Origin of the sequence: Stenotrophomonas sp. CASM106 (assembly GCF_049384825.1) — a bacterium.
In the GTDB taxonomy this organism is placed as follows: Bacteria; Pseudomonadota; Gammaproteobacteria; order Xanthomonadales; family Xanthomonadaceae; genus Stenotrophomonas; species Stenotrophomonas muris.
Window position 1 is genome coordinate 95,137 of the sequence record NZ_JBMRFS010000002.1, and the last position, 23,255, is coordinate 118,391.

At 67.5% G+C, this 23,255-nt stretch carries 24 protein-coding genes and 1 pseudogene; 13 read left to right on the plus strand and 12 right to left on the minus strand.

The window, feature by feature from the left end; genetic code table 11:
* Nucleotides 1–152: 152 nt before the first annotated feature.
* Complete coding sequence (locus VG556_RS04145) at nt 153–557, minus strand: GFA family protein (protein WP_014646209.1); 405 nt, start codon at nt 555–557, stop codon at nt 153–155.
* A 171-nt stretch (nt 558–728) separates the two neighbouring features.
* On the opposite strand from VG556_RS04145, the gene VG556_RS04150 reads away from it, so the two are divergent.
* Nucleotides 729–1,703 carry a DUF4105 domain-containing protein gene (locus tag VG556_RS04150; protein ID WP_014646210.1) on the plus strand — a complete coding sequence of 325 codons (975 nt, stop codon included), beginning with the start codon at nt 729–731 and terminating at the stop codon, nt 1,701–1,703.
* Entirely contained in the window at nt 1,703–3,724 is a 2,022-nt protein-coding gene (locus tag VG556_RS04155) for an esterase/lipase family protein (protein ID WP_014646211.1), read from the plus strand. The genes VG556_RS04150 and VG556_RS04155 overlap by 1 nt, the downstream gene beginning before the upstream one ends.
* An 87-nt stretch (nt 3,725–3,811) precedes the next feature.
* Here the strand turns inward: VG556_RS04155 and VG556_RS04160 are convergent, their stop codons facing one another.
* Entirely contained in the window at nt 3,812–5,233 is a 1,422-nt protein-coding gene (locus VG556_RS04160) for an MFS transporter (protein WP_100449562.1), read from the minus strand.
* A gap of 29 nt (nt 5,234–5,262) precedes the next feature.
* Here VG556_RS04160 and soxR point away from each other — a divergent pair, with 29 nt between their 5' ends.
* The gene (gene soxR / locus VG556_RS04165; RefSeq protein WP_021202603.1) at nt 5,263–5,697 is read left to right on the plus strand and encodes a redox-sensitive transcriptional activator SoxR; all 435 of its coding nucleotides are present in this window, start codon (nt 5,263–5,265) and stop codon (nt 5,695–5,697) included.
* 72 nt (nt 5,698–5,769) lie between these two features.
* Here soxR and VG556_RS04170 read toward each other — a convergent pair.
* Nucleotides 5,770–6,399: pseudogene (locus tag VG556_RS04170) on the minus strand (short chain dehydrogenase); the annotation flags it as partial.
* Nucleotides 6,400–6,470: 71 nt separating this feature from the next.
* On the opposite strand from VG556_RS04170, the gene VG556_RS04175 reads away from it, so the two are divergent.
* Nucleotides 6,471–7,346, plus strand: a complete 876-nt coding sequence (locus VG556_RS04175; RefSeq protein ID WP_032958506.1) for a LysR family transcriptional regulator — start codon at nt 6,471–6,473, stop codon at nt 7,344–7,346.
* A gap of 59 nt (nt 7,347–7,405) precedes the next feature.
* Here VG556_RS04175 and proC read toward each other — a convergent pair whose 3' ends face one another.
* Nucleotides 7,406–8,227: a pyrroline-5-carboxylate reductase gene (gene proC / locus VG556_RS04180; RefSeq protein WP_049405039.1), complete on the minus strand. Its 822-nt coding sequence runs from the start codon at nt 8,225–8,227 to the stop codon at nt 7,406–7,408.
* An 18-nt stretch (nt 8,228–8,245) separates the two neighbouring features.
* Complete coding sequence (locus VG556_RS04185; RefSeq protein ID WP_049405036.1) at nt 8,246–8,923, minus strand: YggS family pyridoxal phosphate-dependent enzyme; 678 nt, start codon at nt 8,921–8,923, stop codon at nt 8,246–8,248.
* Nucleotides 8,924–9,010: 87 nt separating this feature from the next.
* On the opposite strand from VG556_RS04185, the gene VG556_RS04190 reads away from it, so the two are divergent.
* From VG556_RS04190 to VG556_RS04200, 3 genes are all read left to right on the plus strand, one after another.
* A complete protein-coding gene (locus VG556_RS04190) occupies nt 9,011–10,048 on the plus strand; it encodes a type IV pilus twitching motility protein PilT (RefSeq protein ID WP_004147099.1) in 1,038 nt (345 codons plus the stop codon).
* 78 nt (nt 10,049–10,126) lie between these two features.
* Nucleotides 10,127–11,290, plus strand: coding sequence for a PilT/PilU family type 4a pilus ATPase (locus VG556_RS04195; protein ID WP_042358565.1), 1,164 nt, complete (start codon nt 10,127–10,129; stop codon nt 11,288–11,290).
* Nucleotides 11,291–11,411: 121 nt separating this feature from the next.
* Entirely contained in the window at nt 11,412–12,395 is a 984-nt protein-coding gene (locus VG556_RS04200; protein WP_049405029.1) for an aldo/keto reductase, read from the plus strand.
* A gap of 59 nt (nt 12,396–12,454) precedes the next feature.
* Here VG556_RS04200 and VG556_RS04205 read toward each other — a convergent pair whose 3' ends face one another.
* A complete protein-coding gene (locus VG556_RS04205) occupies nt 12,455–13,351 on the minus strand; it encodes a LysR family transcriptional regulator (protein ID WP_049405028.1) in 897 nt (298 codons plus the stop codon).
* Between the two features lie 298 nt (nt 13,352–13,649).
* On the opposite strand from VG556_RS04205, the gene VG556_RS04210 reads away from it, so the two are divergent.
* The 3 genes from VG556_RS04210 to VG556_RS04220 all read left to right on the plus strand — a co-directional run bounded on the left by VG556_RS04210 (nt 13,650) and on the right by VG556_RS04220 (nt 15,207).
* Nucleotides 13,650–13,862: a DUF4287 domain-containing protein gene (locus VG556_RS04210; RefSeq protein ID WP_100449564.1), complete on the plus strand. Its 213-nt coding sequence runs from the start codon at nt 13,650–13,652 to the stop codon at nt 13,860–13,862.
* Nucleotides 13,863–13,957: 95 nt separating this feature from the next.
* Nucleotides 13,958–14,407 carry a GNAT family N-acetyltransferase gene (locus VG556_RS04215; RefSeq protein ID WP_032958497.1) on the plus strand — a complete coding sequence of 150 codons (450 nt, stop codon included), beginning with the start codon at nt 13,958–13,960 and terminating at the stop codon, nt 14,405–14,407.
* Nucleotides 14,408–14,499: 92 nt separating this feature from the next.
* Nucleotides 14,500–15,207 carry a YitT family protein gene (locus VG556_RS04220; protein ID WP_014036228.1) on the plus strand — a complete coding sequence of 236 codons (708 nt, stop codon included), beginning with the start codon at nt 14,500–14,502 and terminating at the stop codon, nt 15,205–15,207.
* 60 nt (nt 15,208–15,267) lie between these two features.
* Here VG556_RS04220 and VG556_RS04225 read toward each other — a convergent pair whose 3' ends face one another.
* Nucleotides 15,268–15,813 (minus strand): DNA-3-methyladenine glycosylase I, encoded by a 546-nt coding sequence (locus tag VG556_RS04225; protein ID WP_069117534.1) that lies wholly within the window; start codon nt 15,811–15,813, stop codon nt 15,268–15,270.
* Nucleotides 15,810–17,597, minus strand: coding sequence for a DUF4153 domain-containing protein (locus tag VG556_RS04230; RefSeq protein WP_100449565.1), 1,788 nt, complete (start codon nt 17,595–17,597; stop codon nt 15,810–15,812). The genes VG556_RS04225 and VG556_RS04230 overlap by 4 nt, the downstream gene beginning before the upstream one ends.
* A 91-nt stretch (nt 17,598–17,688) precedes the next feature.
* Between VG556_RS04230 and VG556_RS04235 the strand changes: the two genes are divergently transcribed.
* Genes VG556_RS04235 through VG556_RS04245 form a run of 3 tightly spaced genes read left to right on the plus strand, consistent with a single transcriptional unit; the run spans nt 17,689 to nt 19,708 of the window.
* On the plus strand, nt 17,689–18,255 hold the full coding sequence (locus VG556_RS04235) for a YqgE/AlgH family protein (protein ID WP_014646224.1): 567 nt from the start codon (nt 17,689–17,691) through the stop codon (nt 18,253–18,255).
* The gene (ruvX, locus tag VG556_RS04240; RefSeq protein ID WP_046429259.1) at nt 18,248–18,742 is read left to right on the plus strand and encodes a Holliday junction resolvase RuvX; all 495 of its coding nucleotides are present in this window, start codon (nt 18,248–18,250) and stop codon (nt 18,740–18,742) included. Before VG556_RS04235 ends, ruvX begins: the two co-directional genes overlap by 8 nt.
* A gap of 15 nt (nt 18,743–18,757) precedes the next feature.
* Nucleotides 18,758–19,708 carry an aspartate carbamoyltransferase catalytic subunit gene (locus tag VG556_RS04245; protein ID WP_014646226.1) on the plus strand — a complete coding sequence of 317 codons (951 nt, stop codon included), beginning with the start codon at nt 18,758–18,760 and terminating at the stop codon, nt 19,706–19,708.
* A 92-nt stretch (nt 19,709–19,800) separates the two neighbouring features.
* On the opposite strand, the gene VG556_RS04250 is transcribed toward VG556_RS04245, so the two are convergent.
* The 4 genes from VG556_RS04250 to mgtE form a co-directional block, all read right to left on the minus strand.
* Nucleotides 19,801–20,292 (minus strand): REP-associated tyrosine transposase, encoded by a 492-nt coding sequence (locus tag VG556_RS04250; RefSeq protein ID WP_423179976.1) that lies wholly within the window; start codon nt 20,290–20,292, stop codon nt 19,801–19,803.
* Nucleotides 20,293–20,463: 171 nt separating this feature from the next.
* A complete protein-coding gene (locus VG556_RS04255; protein WP_080354503.1) occupies nt 20,464–21,264 on the minus strand; it encodes a prolyl oligopeptidase family serine peptidase in 801 nt (266 codons plus the stop codon).
* Between the two features lie 71 nt (nt 21,265–21,335).
* Nucleotides 21,336–21,602 (minus strand): hypothetical protein, encoded by a 267-nt coding sequence (locus tag VG556_RS04260; protein ID WP_049405333.1) that lies wholly within the window; start codon nt 21,600–21,602, stop codon nt 21,336–21,338.
* Nucleotides 21,603–21,707: 105 nt separating this feature from the next.
* On the minus strand, nt 21,708–23,069 hold the full coding sequence (gene mgtE / locus VG556_RS04265; protein ID WP_008266103.1) for a magnesium transporter: 1,362 nt from the start codon (nt 23,067–23,069) through the stop codon (nt 21,708–21,710).
* Nucleotides 23,070–23,255: the final 186 nt, after the last annotated feature.

The following is a 23,255-nucleotide window of genomic DNA, read 5'->3' on the forward strand; positions in this document are numbered from 1 at the left end:
CTCTGGCCCAGCCGTCGACCCCTTCCTCCCCCGGTCGAGGACGCGCCACAGGCACCGTCACGCCGGCCCTGGCTGAAACGCCCGGCGCGGGCCGGGCGCAGCGGCATGGCGCCCTGGCAGAAGGTGGCCACGCCACCGCGGCGCACGCGCCACTAGCCGGTGCGGTCTGATGGGTGGTTGACCCCATCGCTGACCGGGATCACCCCCAGCGCGAACGGGTCGATGCCCTCCAGGCAGGCCACGTTGTAGCCGTACTGGTCGGGGTTGGAGCGGCGCCGGTGATGGGTGTAGATGCCGCACACCCCGCAGAAGTAGTGCTCGGCCACATGGGTGTTGAACTGGTACTTCTGCAGGTGATGCTGCCCGCGCACCACCTGCAGGCCCTGGCGGGGGACGCTGGCGGCGATGGCACCCCGGCGCCGGCACATCGAGCAGTCGCAGCGGCGCGGGTCGACGATGCCGTCCGGGAGGTCCAGCAACAGCTCGACCGTGCCGCAGTGGCAGGTGGCGCGGTGCTGGGGTTGGACCGGAACGCCGGCCACGGAAGTGATGCCCATCGTTGCTCCTGTGAGGTGAACCTGGCCGCATGGACCGCCGCAGACGGTGCGCCGCGGTCCCTGAACGGGCCGTAGATGCCACGGTGAACCCGCTTGTGGCTAACTATGCGGCTTCGGGACCGCGACAGGATGCCAGTGAGAGCCGCAGGACGTTGGATGACAGGAAGTGCCATGGCGCTGGCAGCGTTGTGGGTGACCGGGCTGCTGGCCTATCAGATGCCGGGGCCGGGCTGGCTGGCCAATGGCATTGCGGTGCTGTGGCTGCTGGTTGCGCTGTGGGCGTCGTGGCAGGTCGCGCGTGGCCGTGGCCATCGTCGCCTGGGCATGGCGTTCGGCGCGTCGCTGGCGCTGGCCGGCCTGTGGTGGCTGCTGCTCACCCCGCGCCAGGACCGCGTCTGGGCCGATGACGTGGCCCAGCGCCTGCACGTGGTGTCCTTCGACGGGCGCCACGTGGTGCTCGACAACGTGCGTGATTTCACCTGGCGCAGCGAGACCGACTACGACGCGCACTGGGTGCGCCGCGCGTACGACCTGGACCAACTCCGCTCGGCCGATCTGGTGCTGTCGTACTGGATGGGCCCGGCGATCGCCCACACCCTGATCTCGTTCGGTTTCGAGGATGGGCGCCACGTGGTGTTCTCGCTGGAGATCCGCAAGGAACGCGGCGAATCGTTCTCGGCGCTGGGCGGCTTCTTCCGCAAATTCGAGATGACCCTGGTGGCCGCGGAGGAGACCGACATCATCCGCACCCGCACCAACGCGCGTGGCGAGGATGTCTACCTGTACCGCCTGCACGGCATGGACCAGGCGCAACTGAAGCAACTGTTCGCCGCGTACATCGCGCAGGCGCGCGAACTGGATGCGAAGCCGGGCTTCTACAACACGCTCACCAGCAACTGCACCACCATCGTCTTCGATCTGGCCCGCCACATCGCGCCGCGCCTGCCGCTGGACTACCGCCTGCTGCTGTCCGGCTACCTGGCCGAATACGCACAGGAGGTCGGCGCGCTCACGCCGGGCGTGCCGTATGCCGAACTGCATGACAAGGGCCGCATCACCCAGCGTGCGCTGGACCTGGGCAGCGGCGACCACTTCTCCACCGTGATCCGCCAGGGCGTGCCCGGCACCGAGCAGGACCCGCAGTAATGACCCGACTCTTCCTGATCCGCTGGCAGCGCGCGCTGCCGGTGTTGTTCGCCGCCTTCCTGCTGCTGGGCAGCAGCGGCTGCGCGATGGTGACTGTCAAGCAGGTGAAGTCCAGCGATTCGCTGGTGAACAAGCGCGCCGATGTGCTCAACACCGGCAAGCTCAGCCCGGCCGCGCGCGAGACGCTCAGTGCGGCGGGCCTGGATGAGTCGCAGTGCGAGAAGGACTTCCTGGTCTGCCGCAGCACGTTGTTGATGACCGATGACCTCAACGTCGAGCAGCGGCTGTCGGCGCTGTCCGAACTGTGGGTGAAGGCCGCGCTGGCGCTGACGCCGAAGAAGACCGCCGCTGGCGATCCGCCGATGAGCGATGCGGCGCTGGATGCCTGGCTGGAAGCCGCGCGCTATGCCTATGCCTACCTGTTCTACAGCGGCCGCTCGCCGTCCGACCGCGCCTTCGAGGACCGGCAGACGCAGGTGCGCGACTACTACAACTACGCCGCCGAGAAGGCGGCGGTGGTGCTGTTCGTGCGCGCGCGTGCAGCGGCACTGGCCGGCGAGGACTATACGAAGCCGATCTCGGTCGGCAGCTGGTCGCTGGCCTCCAACTACCAGCAGTTGAACCTGAAGAGCATTCCGGCGCAGTTGGTGCCGGCCGGCACGGTCAGCTTCGTCGGCCTGCGCAGCACCTATCGCCGCGATGGCTTCGGTGCCGAGCTGGTGATGGTGATGGACCCGCCCAAGCTGGTCGCGCCGGTGATCGCGGGCGATGGGCCGAAGGCGGAAACAGCGGCGGATGATGCCGACGACGAGCGCCGTGGCCGCCGCCATCGGCATGACGATTCGGTGCCAGAATTCAGCGAGATGTCCTCGATCAACGTCACCGCGCTGCTGCGTTTCGAAGGCAGCAGCCTGGAAGACGTGATGCGCACGCGCCGGGTTGAACTGGACGCCTATTCGCCGGAGGCCACCGAACGCATCACCCTGCACGGCGAACAGGTGCCGCTGGCCGGCAATTTCACCGCTGCCTACGGCCTGTGGCTGGCGCAGAGTGGCTTTGCCCGGCAGTCACTGCGCACCCTGTTCGGCATGAGTGAGGGCATCGGCGAACCGCACATCTACCTGATGCAGCCCTGGGACCCGAACCGCCGCATCATCTTCATGCTGCACGGCCTGGCCAGCAGCCCGGAAGCCTGGGTGAACCTGGCCAACGAGATCATGGGCGACCCCGAGCTGCGCCAGCAGTTCCAGGTGTGGCAGGTCTACTACCCGACCAATGCACCGATCGCGCTGAACCGCTACGAGATCGCCAACGCGTTCAATGACACGCTCAAGCACTTCGACCCCAACGGCAGCACACGCGCATCGAAGGACATGGTCTATATCGGCCACAGCATGGGCGGCGTGCTCGCGCGGCTGCTGGTGAGCGACTCGGGTGATGTGCTGTGGGATGACCTGCTGGCCAACTATGACCTGAAGGGCGAGCGGCTGAAGCGGGTGCAGGCCAAGCTGGGGCCACTGCTGCATTTCAAGGCGCAGCCGAACGTGGAACGCGCGATCTTCATCGCCGCGCCGCACCAGGGCACGGATATCGCAGGCAACAAGGTCGGGCGGCTGATCGGGCGCCTGGTACGCCTGCCGCTGACCATTCTCGGCAAGTTCGAGGACGTGTTCATGGCGCTGGCACAGGCCGAGCAGCAGGTCGACGGCACCGCCAAGCCGAAGATTCCCAACAGCATCGACAACCTCAAGGCCAGCGATCCGTTCGTGAAGGCCGCCGCACAGCTGCCGATCGAAGCGGGCCTGAAGTACCACTCGATCATCGCCCAGCGCAAGCCGGAGCTGCCGGTGGAGAAGTCCGATGACGGGCTGGTGCCGTACTGGAGCGCGCATCTGCCGGGCGCGCTGTCGGAGAAGGTGATCATTTCCGGCCACAGCGTGCAGGAGACCCCGCAGGCCGTGCTGGAAGTGCGCCGCATCCTGCATCGGGATATCGATGATGTGGGGGCCGGTACACGGTAATGCCGGCCTCTGGCCGTCGCCATCATGGGATTCCCGCGTGCGCGGAGGTTGCCGGCCAGCGGCCGGCACTACCGGAATCCGGCGGCGCTACACCCGCCGCGCGATCACTGCGGCCATCACCGCCAGGCCGAAGGTGATGGCCAGGCACAGCAGGTAACCGGTGTGCGGCGCACTGTCCACGAACAGGGCGAACAGTGCACCGGAGGCCGCCAGCGCGGTGGTCACCGACAACGCCTCGCTCAGCTGCAGCGCCGAGGTATTGGCACCCTGCTCATGCGGTGCTGACAGCGACAGGGTCAGCACCGACAGGCTGGCGTAGATCATGCCCATGCCGAAGCCGGTCACGGCCCAGCCGACCAGCGCGACCGGCAGCGGCATCGGGTTGAACAGCACCGACAGCGTTGCGGCGATGCCGACCGTCATCATCACCGTGCCAACGCGCAGCAACTGCTGGCGTGACCAGCCACGCTGCTGGTGGCCCTGCAGCCATGAACCGGCGAACCAGCCCAGCGCACCGAGGCTGAGCACGGCGCCTGCCCAGCTGGGCGAGAGCCCGCGTTCGCGCTGCAGCAGCAGGGGCAGATAGGCCTCGCAGGCGAAGAACGCCGCTGCAGCAATGCCGCGCAACGCGATCACGCTGGGCAGGCCGCGGCGCAGGATCAGGGTTCCGGCCGGCAGCAGCCGATGCACGCAGAACAGCAGCGCCAGCATCGCCACGCCGATGCAGAGCAGGGCGGCCATGCCCTGTTGCTGGCCGCCGACGTAGAGCAGTAGTGCGGCCAGTGAGGCGCCAGAGGCCCAGCGCACCACGTTGCTGCGTTCGCCATCGTTGCAGACCGCAACGGGAGGTTGCATGCGCGCCAGTGCCGGGCGCAGCAGCAGTGCGGCCGGTATCGCCAGCAGTGGCACTGCCAGGAATACCCAGCGCCAGCCCAGGTGCTGCACCATCAGGCCACTCAACGCCGGGCCGACCATCGAGGGCACCACCCAGCCTGCGGAGAACGCCGCGAACACCTTCGGCCGCAGGTGTTCGGGGTAGCTGCGGCCGACCATCACGTACAGCGAGACCGAAATCGCGCCCGCGCCCAGGCCCTGCATCAGGCGCCCGGCCACCAGCATGCCCATGCGCGTCGCAAAGCCGGCCAGCAGCAGGCCCAGCACGAAGCAGCCCAGGCCGTACCAGAGTGGCCGCGCGGGGCCGTGGCGATCGGCCCAGCGCCCGGCCAGGGTCATGCCGATTACACTGGTGGCCAGGGTGCCGCCAAAGGCCAGCGCGTACAGGCGCAGTCCATCGAGTGCTTCGGCCACGGTGGGCATCGCGGCCGCGACGGCCAGTGCTTCGAACGCGTGCAGCGCGACCAGTGCGACCATGCCGATGGTCGTGGCGCGGTAGCGCGCGGACAGGATCGAGCTGTCAGCCGGCAGGTGGGTGTCGGCGGGAGAGAGGGTCGGGGTCATACGGGTCAGGTGCAGGCCGCGCTTGTCAACGGGCGGCGAAGGTAGCAGCATGCCACCTCAACTGTAGTTGAGGTCAAGCAATGGCATCCCAGGAACTCAGCGTTGGCGAGGTCTCCCAGCGCAGTGGCGTGGCCGTTTCCGCACTGCATTTCTACGAGCGCAAGGGGCTGATCAGCAGCCTGCGCACCTCGGGCAACCAACGGCGTTACAGTCGGGACGTGCTGCGCCGGTTGGCGGTGATCCGCGTGGCGCAGCGGGTGGGCATGCCGCTGGAAGCAGTCGGCCGTGCCTTCGAAAGCCTGCCTGACGGCCGCGCACCGACCAAAGCGGATTGGGCCAGGTTGTCCGCGCGCTGGCGCACCGAGCTGGAAGAGCGCATCCACATGCTGCAGCTGCTGCGCGACGAACTGACCGGCTGCATCGGTTGTGGCTGCCTGTCGCTGCAGCATTGCCGCCTGGCCAATCCCGGCGACGTCCTCGGCGAACGCGGCGACGGCCCGATGCGCTGGGAGTGAGCGACAAAAAGGGGACGGAGGGGATTATGTCGTTTGTGCACTTGCGACTTAATCCCCTCCGTCCCCTTTTTCTTACCAGACCGTGATCGTCTCGCCGCTCTGGATGCCTTCCACCGCGCGCTGGAAGGCCAGTGCCGCGCGCTGTGCGCTTACCGCCTCGAAGCCCGGGAAGTAGGGGCCGTAGGCGGCCATCGATTCGATCAGTACGTTCGGGCTGACCACGTTGATGCGCAGGCCGCGCGGCAGCAGCTCCAGTGCGGCTGCGCGCACGAAGCCTTCCAGTGCGGCATTCACCGAGGTGGCGTTGACGCCGTCGCGGATCGGTTGTGCGCTGACGATGCCGCTGGTCAGGGTGATCGAGCCGCCGCTGTTGAGATGATGCTGCGCGGCCAGTGCCAGCCTCACCTGGCCCAGCAATTTGTCCTGCAGGCCGAGGTTGAACTGCGCCGGCGTCATCTGCTGCAGCGGGCCGAAGTGCAGCTTGCCGGCGGTGGAAATCACCGCATCGACCGGGCCGGTACGTGCGAACAGTTCGGCGACGCTGGCGTCATCGGTCAGGTCCACGCGCAGTTCGCCGCTGCTGCGGCCGGCGGCGAGAATCTGATGCTGTTGGCCGAGCTGGCGGGCGACTGCCTGGCCGAGGGTGCCGCTGGCACCAACGAGGAGGATCTTCATGGCCGTTCCTTGCGTAAGGGAGTGAGCGCAGTCTGCGCCCTCACAATGGGGTTAGGTAAGCGGCGTATGATTCGCAGATTCCTAACTAAGGATTAGTAATGGATACCCTTCGATGCATGCAGGCTTTCGTTGCCGTGGCCGAGCGTGGCAGCTTCGCCGGCGCCGCCGAACAGCTGCAGGTCTCGGCGGTGATGGTGGGCAAGTACATCCAGCAGCTGGAGGCGCATCTGGGTACCGCGCTGCTGCAACGGAACACCCGCCGCCAGCGCCTGACCGAAGCCGGCAGCGCCTATCTGGCCGGCTGCCGGCAAGTGCTGGAGCAGGTGCAGCAGGCCGAGGCCGATGTGGCCGGTCTGCAGGTACAGCCGCGTGGCCTGCTGCGGGTCAGTGCGCCGACCACCTGGGGCAGCTGCGTGCTGGCGCCGCAGCTGGCCGGCCTGCTGCGCGCGCAGCCGCAGTTGAACATCGAACTGGATCTGAGCAACCGCCGTGTGGACCTGATCGAGGACGGCTTCGACGTGGCGATCCGGGTCGGGCCGTTGCCATCGCAGGAGGTGGTGGCGCGGCCGCTGCCGCCGTATGCGATGAGCCTGTGCGCGGCGCCGTCTTACCTGCGCAGGCGCGGCACGCCACGCACGCCGGCGGACCTGCAGGGGCATGATTGCCTGAGCCATCTTGCCTGGCGTGGTGGCCATGGCTGGCAGTTGGCCAACGGTGAACAGGTGGATTGGGAGGCGCGGCTGACCTGCAACGACGGGTTCGCGCTGCGCGAAGCCGCCGTGGCCGGGGCCGGGTTGGTGTTGCAGCCCACCGCGCTGCTGGCCGGCGAGATCGCGGCCGGGCGGTTGAAGCCGCTGCTGCGCGACTACCTGCCCGAACCGCGACCGATGCATCTGATCTACCTGCCGGATCGACGGCCGCGCCCGCGGCTGCAGTGCTTCGTCGATTTCGTCATGACCACATTGGGGCAATGAGCATCCACGCCATGCGTGGATGATGGTAGGTGCCGACCGTTGGTCGGCACACATCGGGATCAATCATTCGCCGCAGACAATTCCTGCCCGCGCACCTGCGCAGCACGCAGCGCGTTGTCCACCAGCACTTCGAAACCTCCGGCCTGGAAGCTCTCGATCGCGGCCTGGGTGGTGCCGTTCGGCGAGGTCACACGGCGGCGAAGCTCGGCCGGGCTTTCGCCGGCTTCATCGAGCATGCGCGAGGCGCCCAGCAGGGTCTGCACCACCAGCGTGCGCGCGGCGTCGGCCGGCAGGCCCTGGGCAATGCCCGCCGCTTCCATCGCTTCGGCCAGCAGGAACACGTAGGCCGGCCCGCTGCCGGACACGGCAGTGACCGAATCCATCAGCGCCTCGCGCTCGATCCACACGGTACGGCCGGCACTGGCCAATACCTGTTCGGCCTGCGAGCGCTGCTGTGCATCCACCGACGGCGTGGCATACAGGCCGGTCACGCCGGCGCCGAGCAGGGCCGGCGTGTTGGGCATTGCACGCACCACCGGCAGGTTGCCGCCCAGCCAGCGTTCCAGCTGCGCGCTGGTGATGCCGGCGGCGATCGACACCACCAGTGGCCGGCTTGCCTGGGCCAGTGCCTGCAGCGACTGGCAGACCTCGCGCAGCACCTGTGGCTTCACCGCCAGCAGCCAGGTGCCGCCCTGCGCGGCCGCATCGATTGCGTTGTCGTGCACCTGCACGCCGAAGTCGGCAGCCAGCGACTCGCGCAGGGCGGCCACTGGTTCGGCCACATGGATGTGCGCGGCCGGCATGCCCTGGCGGATCAGGCCGGCGATCAGGCTGCGCGCCATGTTGCCGCCGCCGATGAAGGTGATGGAATCAGCTGCCATGGAACTCTCCTTGCAAGATCAGGCCGGGCGCGGGCGCGCGCCGAACAGGGCGGTGCCGATGCGCACCAGGGTGGCGCCCTCGGCGATGGCGTCGGCGTAGTCGCTGCTCATGCCCATCGACAGCGTGTCGACCTGCGCGTGCCGGGCGGCCAGCGACTGGAAAAGTGTGCGCATGCGCACGAATGCATCGCGGCGACGCTCGGCCTCGGGCCATGGCGCGGGAATCGCCATCAGGCCACGCAGGCGCAGGCGGGGCTCAGCGGCAATCGCGGCGGCCAATGCCTCGACGTCCTCCGGCCCACAGCCGTGCTTGCTGGATTCGTCGTCGATGTTGACCTGGATCAGCACGTTCAGCGGGCCGCGCGCGGCCGGGCGATGGCGCGCCAGCGCCGTCACCAGCTTGGGCCGGTCCACGCTCTGCACCCAGTCGAAATGGCTGGCCACGGCCTCGGCCTTGTTCGACTGCAGGTGCCCGATCAGGTGCCACTCCAGCGCCAGGTGCTGCAGCGCCTGCATCTTCGCCAGCGCTTCCTGCACATAGTTCTCGCCGAAGGCCTGCTGGCCCTGCGCGGCCAGCGCGGCCACGGCCTCGGCCGGTTGGGTCTTGGAAACCGCCAGCAGGCGCGGATCAGGCCGGCCGGCCGCCTCGGCGGCGGCATGCAGGTTGCTCAGGATCTGGGGCAAGGGAGTGGCCACGTAACGCGTTCCGTTGAATCAGGAGGCTATACTGCCGCCCGGGGAAAGATCCTTCCAGTCGAAGCCGTTATTGGGGAGTAGCCGCTCATGGATATCGCCGAACTGCTGGCGTTTTCCGTAAAGAACAAAGCGTCCGACCTGCACCTGTCCGCAGGCCTGCCGCCGATGATCCGCGTGGACGGCGACGTTCGCCGGATCAACATCCCGGCCCTGGACCACAAGCAGGTCCATGCGCTGGTGTACGACATCATGTCCGACAAGCAGCGCCGCGATTACGAGGAATTCCTCGAAGTGGACTTCTCCTTCGAGATTCCGTCGCTGGCGCGCTTCCGTGTGAACGCGTTCAACCAGAACCGTGGCGCCGGTGCGGTGTTCCGTACCATTCCGTCCGAGGTGCTCACCCTCGAGGACCTGGCCTGCCCGCCGCTGTTCCGCGAGGTGATCCAGCAGCCGCAGGGCCTGATCCTGGTGACCGGCCCGACCGGTTCGGGCAAGTCGACCACGCTGGCGGCGATGATCGACTACATCAACAAGAACGAATACGGCCACATCCTCACCGTCGAGGATCCGATCGAATTCGTGCACACCTCGCAGAAGTGCCTGATCAACCAGCGCGAAGTGCACCGCGATACGCATGGTTTCAACGAAGCGCTGCGCTCGGCACTGCGCGAGGACCCGGACATCATCCTGGTCGGCGAACTTCGCGACCTGGAAACCATTCGCCTGGCGCTGACCGCCGCGGAAACCGGCCACCTGGTGTTCGGCACCCTGCACACCAGCTCGGCGGCCAAGACCATCGACCGCATCATCGACGTGTTCCCGGCCGGCGAAAAGCCGATGGTGCGTTCGATGCTGTCCGAGTCGCTGCGTGCGGTGATCTCGCAGGCGCTGCTGAAGAAGGTTGGCGGCGGTCGTACCGCAGCGTGGGAAATCATGGTCGGCACCCCGGCCATCCGCAACCTGATCCGCGAAGACAAGGTGGCGCAGATGTACTCGGCCATCCAGACCGGCCAGCAGTACGGCATGATGACCCTGGACCAGCACCTGCAGGACCTGGTCAAGCGCAGCCTGATCACCCGCAACCAGGCCCGCGAGTACGCCAAGGACAAGCGCCTGTTCGAGTAAGGCGGGACAACCACGGGCGGCGTGCACCAGTGCGGCGCCGTCTCCGTGCCGTTTCCTCCACCGACCGTTTCCTGGTACATGCCCTCTTGGGAGCCCGCCGTGAACAGCACCGCGACCACCATCGATTTCACTTCGTTCCTCAAGCTGATGGCGCACCAGCGCGCCTCGGACCTGTTCATCACGGCCGGCATGCCGCCGGCGATGAAGGTCAACGGCAAGATCTCGCCGATCACCCAGACCCCGCTCACGCCGCAGCAGAGCCGCGACCTGGTCCTCAACGTGATGACCCCGGCGCAGCGCGAGGAATTCGAGAAGACGCACGAATGCAACTTCGCCATCGGCCTGTCCGGCGTCGGCCGCTTCCGCGTCAGCTGCTTCTACCAGCGCAACCAGGTCGGCATGGTGCTGCGTCGCATCGAGACGCGCATTCCGACCGTGGAAGAACTGAGCCTGCCGCCGATCATCAAGACGCTGGCGATGACCAAGCGCGGCATCATCCTGTTCGTCGGCGCCACCGGTACCGGTAAATCGACCTCGCTGGCAGCGATGATCGGTTACCGCAACCAGAACTCGACCGGCCACATCATCACCATCGAAGACCCGATCGAGTTCGTGCACAAGCACGAGGGCTGCATCATCACCCAGCGCGAAGTCGGCATCGATACCGACAGCTGGGAAGCCGCGCTGAAGAACACCCTGCGCCAGGCGCCGGACGTGATCATGATCGGCGAGGTGCGTACCCGCGAAGGCATGGATCACGCCATCGCGTTCGCCGAAACCGGCCACCTGGTGCTATGCACCCTGCATGCGAACAACGCCAACCAGGCGATGGACCGCATCGTCAACTTCTTCCCGGAAGACCGCCGCAACCAGCTGCTGATGGACCTGTCGCTGAATCTCAAGGGCGTGGTCGCGCAACAGCTGGTGCCATCGCCCGATGGCCGCTCGCGCAAGGTGGCGATGGAGATCCTGCTGGGCACGCCGCTGGTGCAGGACTACATCCGCGACGGCGAGATCCACAAGCTGAAGGAAGTGATGAAGGACTCGGTCCAGCTGGGCATGAAGACCTTCGACCAGAGCCTGTTCGAGCTGTACCAGGCCGGCGAGATCAGCTACGAGGACGCGCTGCGCTACGCCGATTCGCAGAACGAGGTGCGCCTGCGCATCAAGCTCAGCCAGGGCGGCGACGCACGTACCCTGTCGCAGGGGCTGGACGGCGTGGAGATCTCCGAGATCCGTTGACCTGGCCGGCATCGGTCGTGGCTGGATTGATGAATTCCGGTCATGACCGACTGCGGCCGGGCTGGCTCAATCCAGCGCCACGACAGGCGTATCGTCATCACTCCCCCTCTGGAGCACGACGATGCAGACACGCGAACTGGGCCGCAGTGGCCTGAAGGTTTCCGCCCTCGGCCTGGGCTGCATGGGCCTGACCCATGCCTACGGTCAGCCGGTGGAGCAGGGCCAGGGCATCGCCCTGCTGCAGGCCGCCGTCGAGCGCGGTGTGACCTTCTTCGACACCGCCGAGGTGTATGGTCCGTACACCAACGAAGACCTGCTCGGCCGCGCGCTGGCGCCCTACCGCGACAGGCTGGTGATTGCCACCAAGTTCGGATTCAAGGGCGCGCGCACCGATGACGGCCTGGACAGCCGTCCCGAGAATATCCGTGCCGTTGCCGAAGCCAGCCTCAAGCGCCTGCGCACCGACCATATCGACCTGTTCTACCAGCACCGCGTCGACCCGAACGTGCCGATCGAGGATGTGGCTGGCACCGTGCGCGACCTGATCGCCGAAGGCAAGGTCGGCCACTTCGGGCTGTCCGAGGCGAGCGCTGCCACCGTGCGCCGCGCGCATGCGGTGCAGCCGGTTGCCGCCGTGCAGAGTGAGTACTCGCTGTGGTGGCGCGAACCGGAGCGCGAGTTGTTGCCGACGCTGCAGGAGCTGGGCATCGGCTTCGTGCCATTCAGCCCGCTTGGCCGCGGCTTCCTCACCGGCACGATCAACGCCGACACCACCTTCGATGCCAACGATTTCCGCAACAGCGTTCCGCGTTTCGAAGTGGAGGCGCGCCGCGCCAACCAGGCGCTGGTGGATCGCATCAGTACGATTGCCGCAGCACGGGGCGCGACGCCGGCGCAGGTGGCGCTGGCCTGGCTGCTGGCACAGGCGCCGTGGATCGTGCCGATCCCAGGCACCACCAAGATCCATCGCCTGGAAGAAAACCTGGGCGCGGCCGACCTGCAGCTGGCGCCGGAGGAGCTGCAACGCATCGCACAGGCGCTGGACGAAGTGTCGATCGTCGGCGAGCGCTACAACGCGCAGCGCGCCGCCCAGGCCAAGGGCTGATCACCTGCTGGGTGCGGACCGTTGGTGGGTGCGCACCGTTGGTCCGCACGCCTTGCCCCTCACCCCAGCGGCCCGCGCAGCGCATCAAGCACCGTGCGCATCGCCACGGTGACGTGGCGGCGCGACGGGTAGTACGCGTAGTAGCCATCGAAGTGCGGGCACCAGTCGTCCAGCACCGACTGCAGGCGGCCATCGTCCAGCATCGGCTGCACCTGGTCTTCCGGCAGCCAGGCCAGTCCGCTGCCGGCCAGCGCAGCGGCGCGGGTCATGCCCATGGTGTTGAACGTCCATTGCCCGCCAACGCGCACACTCAGTTCGTTGCCATCCTGGCCGAAATCCCACGGCATCAGTCCCCCATGCGTAGGCAGGCGCAGGGTCACGCAGTTGTGCTTGGCCAGGTCGTCCGGATGCTGCGGCACCACGTGCTGGCGGAAGTAGCTGGGTGCACCGACCACGCGCATGCGCAGCGGCGGGCTGATCGGCACCGCGACCATGTCGCGCGCCAGGCGCTCGCCGAGGCGGATGCCGATGTCGTAGCGCTCGGCGACGATGTCGGCCAGGCCGTAGTCGGTGGTCAGTTCCACCTTCAGGTCCGGATAACGCTGCAACAACGGCGCCAGCCGCGGCCAAGCGATGTACTCGGCGGCATGGCCGGTGGCATTGATGCGGATGGTGCCGGCCGGGCGTTCGCGGTACTCGGCCAGTGCGGCCAGCCCGTCCTCGATCTCGGCCAGGCGTGGGCCCAGGGTGTCGAGCAGGCGGGCACCGGCTTCGGTGGTCGATACGCTGCGGGTGGTACGGGTCAGCAGGCGCACGCCCAGGCGCTGTTCCAGGCCGCGCATGGCATGGCTGAGCGCGGACTGGGACACGCCCAGCTGGGCGGCCGCCTTGGTGAAGCTGCCCTCGCGGGCAACGTGGACGAAGGCCTGCAGGTCGTTGAGGTTTTCGCGGGGCATGCTGGAATGATACGGCCGGGCTGCGCCCGGCACCTGCCGAAGCAACGTCAACGGCCACGTCAACTTCAAAAACTGGCTATCCGTGAGATGGCGGGGTGGGCCCGGTTGAGGGGGACGCCGTAAACCCATCCATGGGGGCTTGGTCGCGGCATCCATGCCGCTTACACCCCCTCAACCGGACCCACCCCGCCTTCGACAGTTGGCTGCGGCCTGTCGGGCGAGGCGGGGTCGGACGTTTGGGTGTGTCGATTTCTGCGTCTGTGGTTCGTCGAATGAATGACTTCAACGGGAGCTGCACATGAGCACTGACACCAAGCCGCAAGGCCCGGCCTCGTATTTCCCCTCCATCGAGAAGATCTACGGGCAGCCGGTGGCGCACTGGTTCGGGTTGCTGGCCGGGAAGAAGGGCCTGAAACACATGGAACTGGTCAGCTTCCTGAAGAGTGAACATGGCTTGGGCCATGGCCATGCCAACGCACTGGTGGCTCACCATCTGGCCGGCAAGGGCTGAGCAGGCAACCCCGCGCTGAACGGTTGTCGGCGGCCTTGCTCCACCGGATGCAGGGGCGGGCAGACTGGGCGTCCATCCCCAGGCAGGACGCCCGCATGCAGGTCACGCTGGAAGCGATCACCCCCGACAACTACGAAGCGGTGTGCGACCTCGACGTCAGCGATGCGCAGCAGGGCTTCGTGGCCAGCAATACCTGGTCGCTGGTGCAGGCGGCGTTTCATCCCGGCTACCAGACCCGCGCCATCCAGGCCGATGGCGAGCTGGTCGGGTTCTTCATGTGGGTGCCGGAGACGCCGCAGCGGATGTCGATCTGGCGCTTCATGGTCGATCAACACTGGCAGGGCCGTGGCATCGGTCGACGCGCGCTGGAACTCGCGCTGGCGCAGATCCGGGCCACGCCCGGTCTGGCCGAGATCGAGATCTGCTACAACCCGCGCAATCCGGTGGCCGGCGCCTTCTACGGCAGCTTCGGGTTCGTCGAGACCGGGATGGACGACGACGGAGAGGACATGCTGGCCGTGCTGCCTGTAGCGGTCCCGGGATAACCTGAATGGGCGAATCTGACTGAACGATTTCATCTGCAACTGTCATGCAGATCGTGTCTAATACCGCTCCCCACCTGCTGTTCCCCCACCGCATGTCCCTTCCTTCCCATGGCCCCGCGCCGTGCGACGACGCTGACGGCCACCTGGTCACCGCCGGTCCGCTGACCCCGCCGCCCGACAGTGCTGGCACCACCGCCGACGAAAAAGCGCTGCGTCACTCGATCGCCGAGGACGTGCAGGGCATGGTGCTGGCCACGATGGTGGCCTCGCTGGGCCTGGCCATCTTCGCCAAGGGCGGGCTGATGATCGGCGGCATGGCGGGCATGGCCTTCCTGCTGCACTACGCGATGGGCTGGAACTTCGGCCTGGTGTTCGTGCTGGTCAACCTGCCGTTCTACTGGGTGGCGCTGCGGCGCATGGGCTGGGAATTCACCCTGAAGACCTTCGCCGCGGTCACCGCCTGTGGCGTGCTGACCGACCTGCTGCCGCGCTGGATCGACTTCTCGCACATCAACCCGCTGTATTCGGCGATCGTCGGTGGTGCCTTGTCCGGCCTCGGCATCCTGTTCTTCATCCGCCACCGCGCCAGCCTTGGCGGCATCGGCATCCTGGCGGTGTACCTGCAGCGCACCCGAGGCTGGAGCGCCGGCAAGGTGCAGATGTCCTACGACGCCTGCCTGATGGTAGCCGCGTTCTTCGTGCTGTCGCCATCGAAGGTGCTGTACTCGGCCATCGGCGCGGTGGTGCTCAGCCTGGTGCTGATGTTCAACCACCGCCCCGGCCGTTACATGGGCGTGTGACCGTTCAACGGGGTTGCCGGCCAGCGGCCGGCACTACCGGCATCCACGCGCGGAGATCCCTCAGCGGGCGGCGGCCTGCAACCACGGCGGCGACAGCTTCAGCAGCCGCGCATGCACCGGGCAATCCTCGGCGTGCGCGCCGGGCAGGTAGCCCAGGCTCATCAGGAACTCGCCGGTGATCTCGCCACCGGTGAAGCGGAAGGTCTTCTTGAACAGCTTCACCCAGTCGGCCTTGCTGCGCGGGTGATGCGCATCCAGCCACGCCGCGAAGCTGCCATGACTGGCCCGCAGCTGCTGGATCACCTGCGCGTTGTGGATGGCGGCCAGTACCTTCAGCCGGTTGCGGATGATGCCCGCGTCCGATAGCAGGCGCTCGATGTCCTGCTCGGCATAGGCCGCCACGCGGTCGACATCGAAGCCGTCATAGGCCGCGCGGAAGCCCTCGCGCTTTTTCAGGATCGTCTCCCAGCTCAGCCCGGCCTGGTTGATTTCCAGCACCAGCCGCTCGAACAGTTCGCCCTCGTCACGCTGCGGGAAGCCGTACTCGTTGGCGTGGTAGTAGTCGTGCACCGGATGGCCCGGGGCGATGAGGCAGTAGCCGCTCATGGGGAAGACTCGCTGGATTCGGGTTCGGGATCGATGGCCACTGCGGGGCGCCCACCAATGGACAGCATCGGCCAGCGCGGCGGTTCAAGAGTGAGTTTGCCATCACGCAGCGCCTGGTTGATCGCCTCGGCCTGGCCGCTGGCGGTGCCGAACAGCGAACCGGCCCGGCGCCAGTGGGTGTCCCTGCCACGTGCGTACAGCACGCAGTCCGGCCCACGGATGGTGTACAGCTCGCACAGCAGCACGTCGGTGTTCCCGTCGCCATCCAGATCGCGATGCACGATCAGGCAGTCGCGCTCGCTCTGGGCGCAGGATTCGCCATCGATCGCGCGCGTGGCCAGTGCCTGCCACCAGTCGTCCGGTGGCGAGCTGGATCCCTTGGCCAGCTTCAACGCACGCTGCAGGGCGACGACGTCCTGCGGCCCCTTGTCGAGGCGCTGGCCGTCATCCCAGCGCGAGGTACGTGCCAGCGCGGCCGCGATCACCTGTGGTGCGTTGGCATCGGCGGTGATGGCTGGATCACGCTGCAGCTCGCGCAGCGCCCGCACGCCGCGGTGGCCAAGATCGAAGCGCAGCACGTTGACGTCACTGCTGGTGATCGCGGGCGGGTCCGCACGCAGGCGCGCCAGCTGGCTGGACAGGGTCAGCCGCACCGGGTCCAGCAGCGGCGAGTTGCCCAGCAATGCCAGTGCCAGCACCGCCCAGCACATCCAGCGGTTGACCGGCTCCAGCATCTGCAACCAGCGGCGCTGCCGGCGCAGCACCGCCAGCGCGTAGCCCACGGCATAGCCGGCCACGGCCACTGCGACGAGTACCGCCCAGAACCGGTCCACGGTCCAGCCGTACTGCACCACGCGCAGCCCCAGTGCGTACAGCGCCAGTGCGGCGTAGACCGGCAGCGCCAGCAGGCTGGCTTCAACCAGACGGCGCAGCACGACGGGGTAGGGCGCGGTGTCGTCCCCCTGCTGGTAGACCGCATTGGTGAACGTCACCAGCAACAGCGACAGCACCAGCAGCAGGCTGGCGGCCGAGCGGGTCTTCCACAGCGGTTCCAGCCCGGTAAGCGGCAGGCTCAGCACGAACAATACGGCGATGAACGAGAGCAGCGGCAGCAGTCCGCGGCAGATCGCGAACAGCACCTGGCGGGTGATCTGGATCGCGCGGTGCTGGGTGCGCCCGATCAGCACGCCGAACCCGGCCAGGCTGCCGGTAGCCAGCGCAATGAAGGCATCCTGTCGGAACAGGTCGCGGAAGACGGTGACCTCCAGCAGCTGGAACAGCGCCGCCCACAGCCACAGCAGCAGCCAGGTCAGCCCGGTGAACAGCGCCGCCAGGGCGAGGGTCAAACCGTTCTGCCAGGCGCGCTCGAACAGCTCGGGGTAGCTGGCGCGCCAATGCCCGTGCTGCAGCTGGAACTGCCACCAGGGCAGGGCCACGAACACCGCCACGGCGATGCCCAGGGTCAGTGGAAACTGCAGCGCGCTCGACTCCAGCGCGGTCTCGCCAGTGAGGTTCCAGCCGATCCAGGCGGCCAGCGCCAGCACCACCGCCGAGCCGAGCACGGCCTGCAGCCACAGGCGGCGCTGGCCCAGCTCGACCAGGCTCAGCGCCACCGCGCTGGGAATGGCCAGCACCCAGGCGTACCAGCAGTAGCGCCAGCCGATATCGCGGAACGGCCACGCATCGGACAGTTCCTGCGCGGCATACAGCATCAGACCCTGCAGCAGGGCAATCAGGACGATGGCGCCGCGTGCCGGCAGGGTCAGGGGCGATGAAGACTGCATCGATGACCTTCCATGGCAAAGCACCATCCTAGCCCATCGCGGTTCGCCGCCTTTGCGCGACCATCCCGCCCCCAGCAGGTAGAATGGGACCATGCCTGTAACGCCGACCTCCCTCGCCGATCACCTCCTCGTCGCGCTGCCGTCGCTGCTCGACGCGACCTTTGCCCGCAGCGTCGCGCTGATCTGCCAGCACGACGAGAACGGGGCGATGGGCGTGCTGGTCAACCAGCCTTCCGAGTACACGCTGGGTGAAGTGCTTGCACAGATGGACATCACCACCGGTGACGGCGACCTGCAGGCGCGCATGGTGCTCAACGGCGGCCCGGTGCATCCCGAGCGCGGCTTCGTCATCCATGACGACGCGCGGGCGTGGGATTCCAGCCTGATCGTGGGTGACGGCCTGTACCTGACCACTTCGCGCGACATCCTTGAAGCGATGGCGCGTGGCGAAGGCCCGGCCAATGCCGTGGTCACCCTCGGGTGTGCCGGTTGGGGCGCAGGGCAGCTGGAAAGCGAGCTGTCCGAGAACAGCTGGCTGACCGTGCCGGCCGATGCCGAGCTGGTGTTCCAGCTGCCACTGGAGCAGCGCTGGCAGGGTGCGGCCTCGCGCATCGGCGTGGACCTGTTCCGGCTGACCGACTACAGCGGCCATGTCTGAGCCGGCCACGCCCGTACCGGCTCCTGCTGTCCCGGCGATCCGCCGTGACGGCACCGTTCTGGGTTTCGACGTCGGCTCGCGGCGGATCGGCGTGGCCATCGGCAGTGCCTTCGCTGCGCATGCGCGCGCGGTGGCGGTGGTCGATGTGCACGGCAATGGCCCGGACTGGACCGCGATCGAACGCCTGCTCAAGGAATGGAAGCCCGACGGCCTGGTGGTCGGCGACCCGCTGACCCTGGACGGCCAGGACCAACCCAACCGCAAGCGCGCGCAGGGCTTCGCCCGCCAGCTGCGGGAACGTTTCAAACTGCCGGTGGTGATGATCGACGAGCGTTCCAGCTCGGTCGAGGCCGCCCGCCGCTTCGCCGTCGAGCGCGCCGAAGGGCGCAAGCGCCGCCGTGATGCGGCCGCCCTCGATGCCGTGGCCGCGGCGGTGATCATCGACCGCTGGCTGTCGTCTCCCGACGACGCCACCCCCATTCCCTGACTGCCCGACACCGCCATGACCGCCCAGCAAATCGATGCCTCCGGACGCCTGCGCCACCTGCTGACCCTGGAGGGCCTGCCGCGCGGGACCCTGCTGCAGCTGCTTGACCGGGCAGGTCAGATCCGCGATGCCGCAGTCGGCCGCGTCGGCAACAAGCGCCACGTGCTGGCCGGTTCGGCGGTGTGCACGCTGTTCTTCGAGCCGTCCACGCGCACCCGCAGCTCGTTCCAGCTGGCCGCGCAGCGCCTGGGCGCCGATGTGCTCAACTTCGATGCCTCGACCTCGTCCACCCGCAAGGGCGAAACCGCCTGCGATACGCTGCGCAACCTGGAAGCGATGGGCGTGCGCGGCTTCGTGGTGCGCCACCCGGAGGATGGCGCGGTAGCCGCACTGGCAGAAGCGGCGGGCGAGGGCACCGCACTGATCAACGCCGGTGACGGTCGCAGCGCGCACCCGACCCAGGGCCTGCTGGACATGCTGACCCTGCGCCAGGCCAAGGGCCCGGATTTCTCGAAGATGAAAGTGGTGATCGTCGGCGACGTGAAGCACTCGCGCGTGGCCCGCACCGACCTGCATGCGCTGCGCACGCTTGGCGTGGGTGAGATCCGCGTGTGCGGCCCGCAGTCGTTGCTGCCGGACGATGAGACCCTGAAGGGCTGCGTGGTCGGCGATGATTTCGACGCGATGCTGGAAGGCGTCGACGCGCTGATGATGCTGCGCCTGCAGCGCGAGCGAATGGAAGAAGGCCTGGTGCCGTCGCTGGAGCAGTACCACGCCCAGTACGGCCTGACCCGCGAGCGCCTGGCGCGCGCCGGCAAGGATGCCGCGGTGCTGCACCCGGGCCCGATCAACCGCGGCGTGGAAGTGACCGACGACGTGGCCGACGGCCCGCAGTCGTGGGTGCTGCGCCAGGTCGCCAACGGCGTCGCCGTGCGCATGGCCGTGCTGGAAACCCTGCTGGGCTGACCACCCGCTCTGGTAGGTGTCAACCTTGGTTGACACACTTGCCGCGCGGCTTGTCCGCGCACCGCTCTGGTAGATGCCAACCTTGGTTGGCACTATCCATCCGCGCCCAAGTTGTCGAGCGGATCACACGAAGCCCCAAGCTCCCATTCGCACCATGCATGGGGATATTGCCCAAGCCGCGTCGCCAGTCCGGCCCTGATCGGATTTCCCATCAGGCACATCGCATGCCGGTGCAACGATTCGTCAGAGCGGATCGCATGATCGTGATAGCAGGCCTGCCAGAAGCGCCCGACTCGCCCCAGCAACCGGTTTGCCTGCTGGGCTGTGCGCGACTTGAAACGCTTCATGACGGTTTCCAGCGTTCCCGCACGTAGTTCGACCAGCCAGTGGATGTGGTCGGGCATGACCACGTACGCAATCGAGCGGGTGAAGCCTTCCTGATCCAGTCGCTGGAATTCGCGGACTGCCAAGGCGGCCGCTGCGGCGTTGGTGAAGAGCGGCGCGCGGTCATGGACGACGGTGGTGAGGATATAGCTGAGGCCGGTGCTGGAGCGACGACCGAGCAGGAGACGTGTGTTCTGCATGGAGCAAGCATGGACGGGCCTGCTTCCAGTGAACATCGGGGAATGGGTTGGTTTCAGGTAGGCCAGTGCCAACCAAGGTTGGCAACTACCAGAGCAGTCAGTGCCAACCAAGGTTGGCAACTACCAGGGCAGTCAATGCCAACCAAGGTTGGCAACTACTGAAGCTGCGGCTCAGCGCTTCTGCGCGAACAGCCATGCCCACATCGCCGGGTCGGCATAGGTGGCGTCCCAGGCGTTGTGGTTGCCGTCCGGGTACTCGGTGTAGCGCACGTCGCGTGCAGCGGCGCTCCGGAATGCGGCGTGCAGTCTGCGATCGTCGTCCGGTGGCACCACATCATCCAGCGCACCGTGGAAGATCCAGATCGGCGTGCCTCTCAGGCGCTGGGCGATGGCCGCATACGGATCGGTTTCCTGGGCGACCTGCTCGACGAACAGGGTCGGGCGCACCGCGCGCGGCGCCAGCACCGCGCCGCACACGGGCACGATCGCGGCGAAGCGCCCGGGGTCATCCAGCGCGATGTTCCAGCTCCCATAGCCGCCCATCGACATCCCGGTCAGGTACTGCCGTGAGGGATCGGCACCGAACTCGGCGATGGTGGCGTCCAGGGCGGCCAGCGCAACGCGGTTGTTGCGCCCGCTCCATTCCTGGTGGCCCGGCACCTGGGGGAAGACGGCCAATGCGGGGAAGTCGGCCGCGTGCCTGCGCAGGTGCGGCCCCAGCCCCGCATGGGTCTGCTTGACACCGTCGCCGCCACGCTCGCCGGAGCCGTGCAGGAACAGGATGACCGGGAGTCTGGTGGGAGCGGTGGCCTGAACGCCGGCCGGAATGAACACCTGGTAGTAGGCGGTCTCGCCGTCCACCTTCACTGCGCGGCCCTCGAAGCGGCCGCGCGCGCTGTCCGGCAGCGAAGTGCAACCGCTCATCATCAGAAAGGCCAGCAGCGGCAGCCAGCGCGACATCGATCGGACCATGGGATTTCCCGGGGCGGCAGGGTCAGCTGCATCCTAGCCCGCCGCAGGTCAACGCGGCATCGTGCGGCGCGTCACTCCGGTCGCGGGAAACTGGCAATGATGTCCAGCTGCTCCTGCGCTTCGGCATTGCCGTCGGCGGCGGCCGCCTGCACCTGCGCGATGTCCGGATGCAGCACCACCAGCAGCGGGTTCTCGCAGACCGGGCAGGCGTACTCGGTGGCGTCCTCGTCCAGCTCCATCTCCATGGCACGCGAGCTGCCCTTCCATTCGCAGGCCGGGCAGGTGTGCTGCTGGTCGCGCCAGCCGGGCTGGAAATAGTTTTCGATCGTGGTGGCCATGGGTGTCCAGTTGGAAACGGGTCAGAGCCCCGCGCAGCGGAGATCCGACCCTGGGTTTTGGCGTGGGTCGGAACTCCGCGCGGCGGGGATCGGACCCTGCAGGGTTCAGTGCAGCAGCACCAGCGTGGCAAGGCCGAGGAAGGTGAAGAAGCCCATCGAGTCGGTCACGGCGGTCAGGAAGATGCCGCTGGCCAGCGCCGGGTCGAAGCCGAAGCGTTTCAGGGTCAGTGGCACCAGCACGCCGGCCAGTGCGGCGAACAGCAGGTTGCAGGTCAGCGCGATGGCGATCACCGCCGACAGCCCGGGTGAGTGGAACCAGGCCAGCACGATCAGCCCCAGCACGGAACCCAGCATCACGCCGTTCAACAAGGCGACCCGCACCTCCTTCCACAGCAGCGTGCGCGCGTTGGACGCGCCCACCTGGCCCAGTGCCAGGCCGCGCACCATCAGCGCCAGCACCTGGGTACCGGCATTGCCGCCCAGGCCCGCCACGATCGGCATCAGCACGGCCAGCGCCACCAGCTTGTCGATGGTGCCTTCGAAGTGGCCGACCACGCTGGAGGCCAGGAAGGCGGTGCACAGGTTCACCGACAGCCACATCAAGCGTCGGCGCATGGCGCGCCAGACCGGGCTGAACAGGTCTTCGTCCTCGTCCAGGCCGGCGGCGCCCAGTGCCTGGTGCTCGGCCTGGCCACGGATGATGTCGACCACGTCATCGATGGTGATGCGGCCGATCAGGATGTTGTTGTCGTCCACCACCGGCGCGGAGATCCAGTCATGGTCGGAGAACTGGCGGGCGACCTCCTGGTCGCTCTCGCCGACGTCAATGGCCGGCTGCTCGTCGTCGATCAGGCGGTTGATCGGGGTGGTGTCCTCGTGGGTCACCAGTGCCGCCAGCGACACCCGGCCGAGGTACTGATGGCGCCGGCTGACCACGAACAGGTGATCGGTATGGTCCGGCAGTTCGCCGCGCAGGCGCAGGTAGCGCAGCACCACGTCGACATTGACGTCGGCGCGCACGGTCACCACGTCCGGGTTCATCAGGCGGCCGGCGCTGTCCTCGGGATAGGACAGCACCTGCTCCAGGCGCTCGCGGTTCTCGCGGTCCATCGACTTGAGGACCTCGTCGATGACCGTATCGGGCAGGTCTTCGACCAGGTCGGCCAGGTCGTCGATGTCCAGGTCTTCGACCGCGGCGATGATCTCGTCCGGGTCCATGTCCGCGAGCAGGCTCTCGCGCACGTCTTCGCCGACGTGGACCAGCACCTCGCCGTCATCTTCCGGATCAACCAGGCCCCACACCACCTCGCGCTTGCCCGGCGGCAGCGATTCAAGCAGGTTGCCGATCTCGGCCGGGGCCAGGGTGTTGACCAGCCGACGTACCGGGCCCAGCCGGCCGCTGTCCAGTGCATCGGACAACATCCGCAGTTGGCGCGCAGTCTTGTCGTGGCGTACAGCTTCAGCCATCGCAGCTCCCGCGGGATAAGAAAAGCCGCGATCCCGGCAAGGATGCGGCAACAGGGGTGTTCAGCGCGTCATTATCGCAAGGGGATGTTTCAGCGCATAGCCGCCGGGTGGCGGTAGTGCCGGCCGCTGGCCGGCAACCTCTTGGCCTTCAACGAGACGGGGCCAGATCCCTTTTCCCGCGGAAAA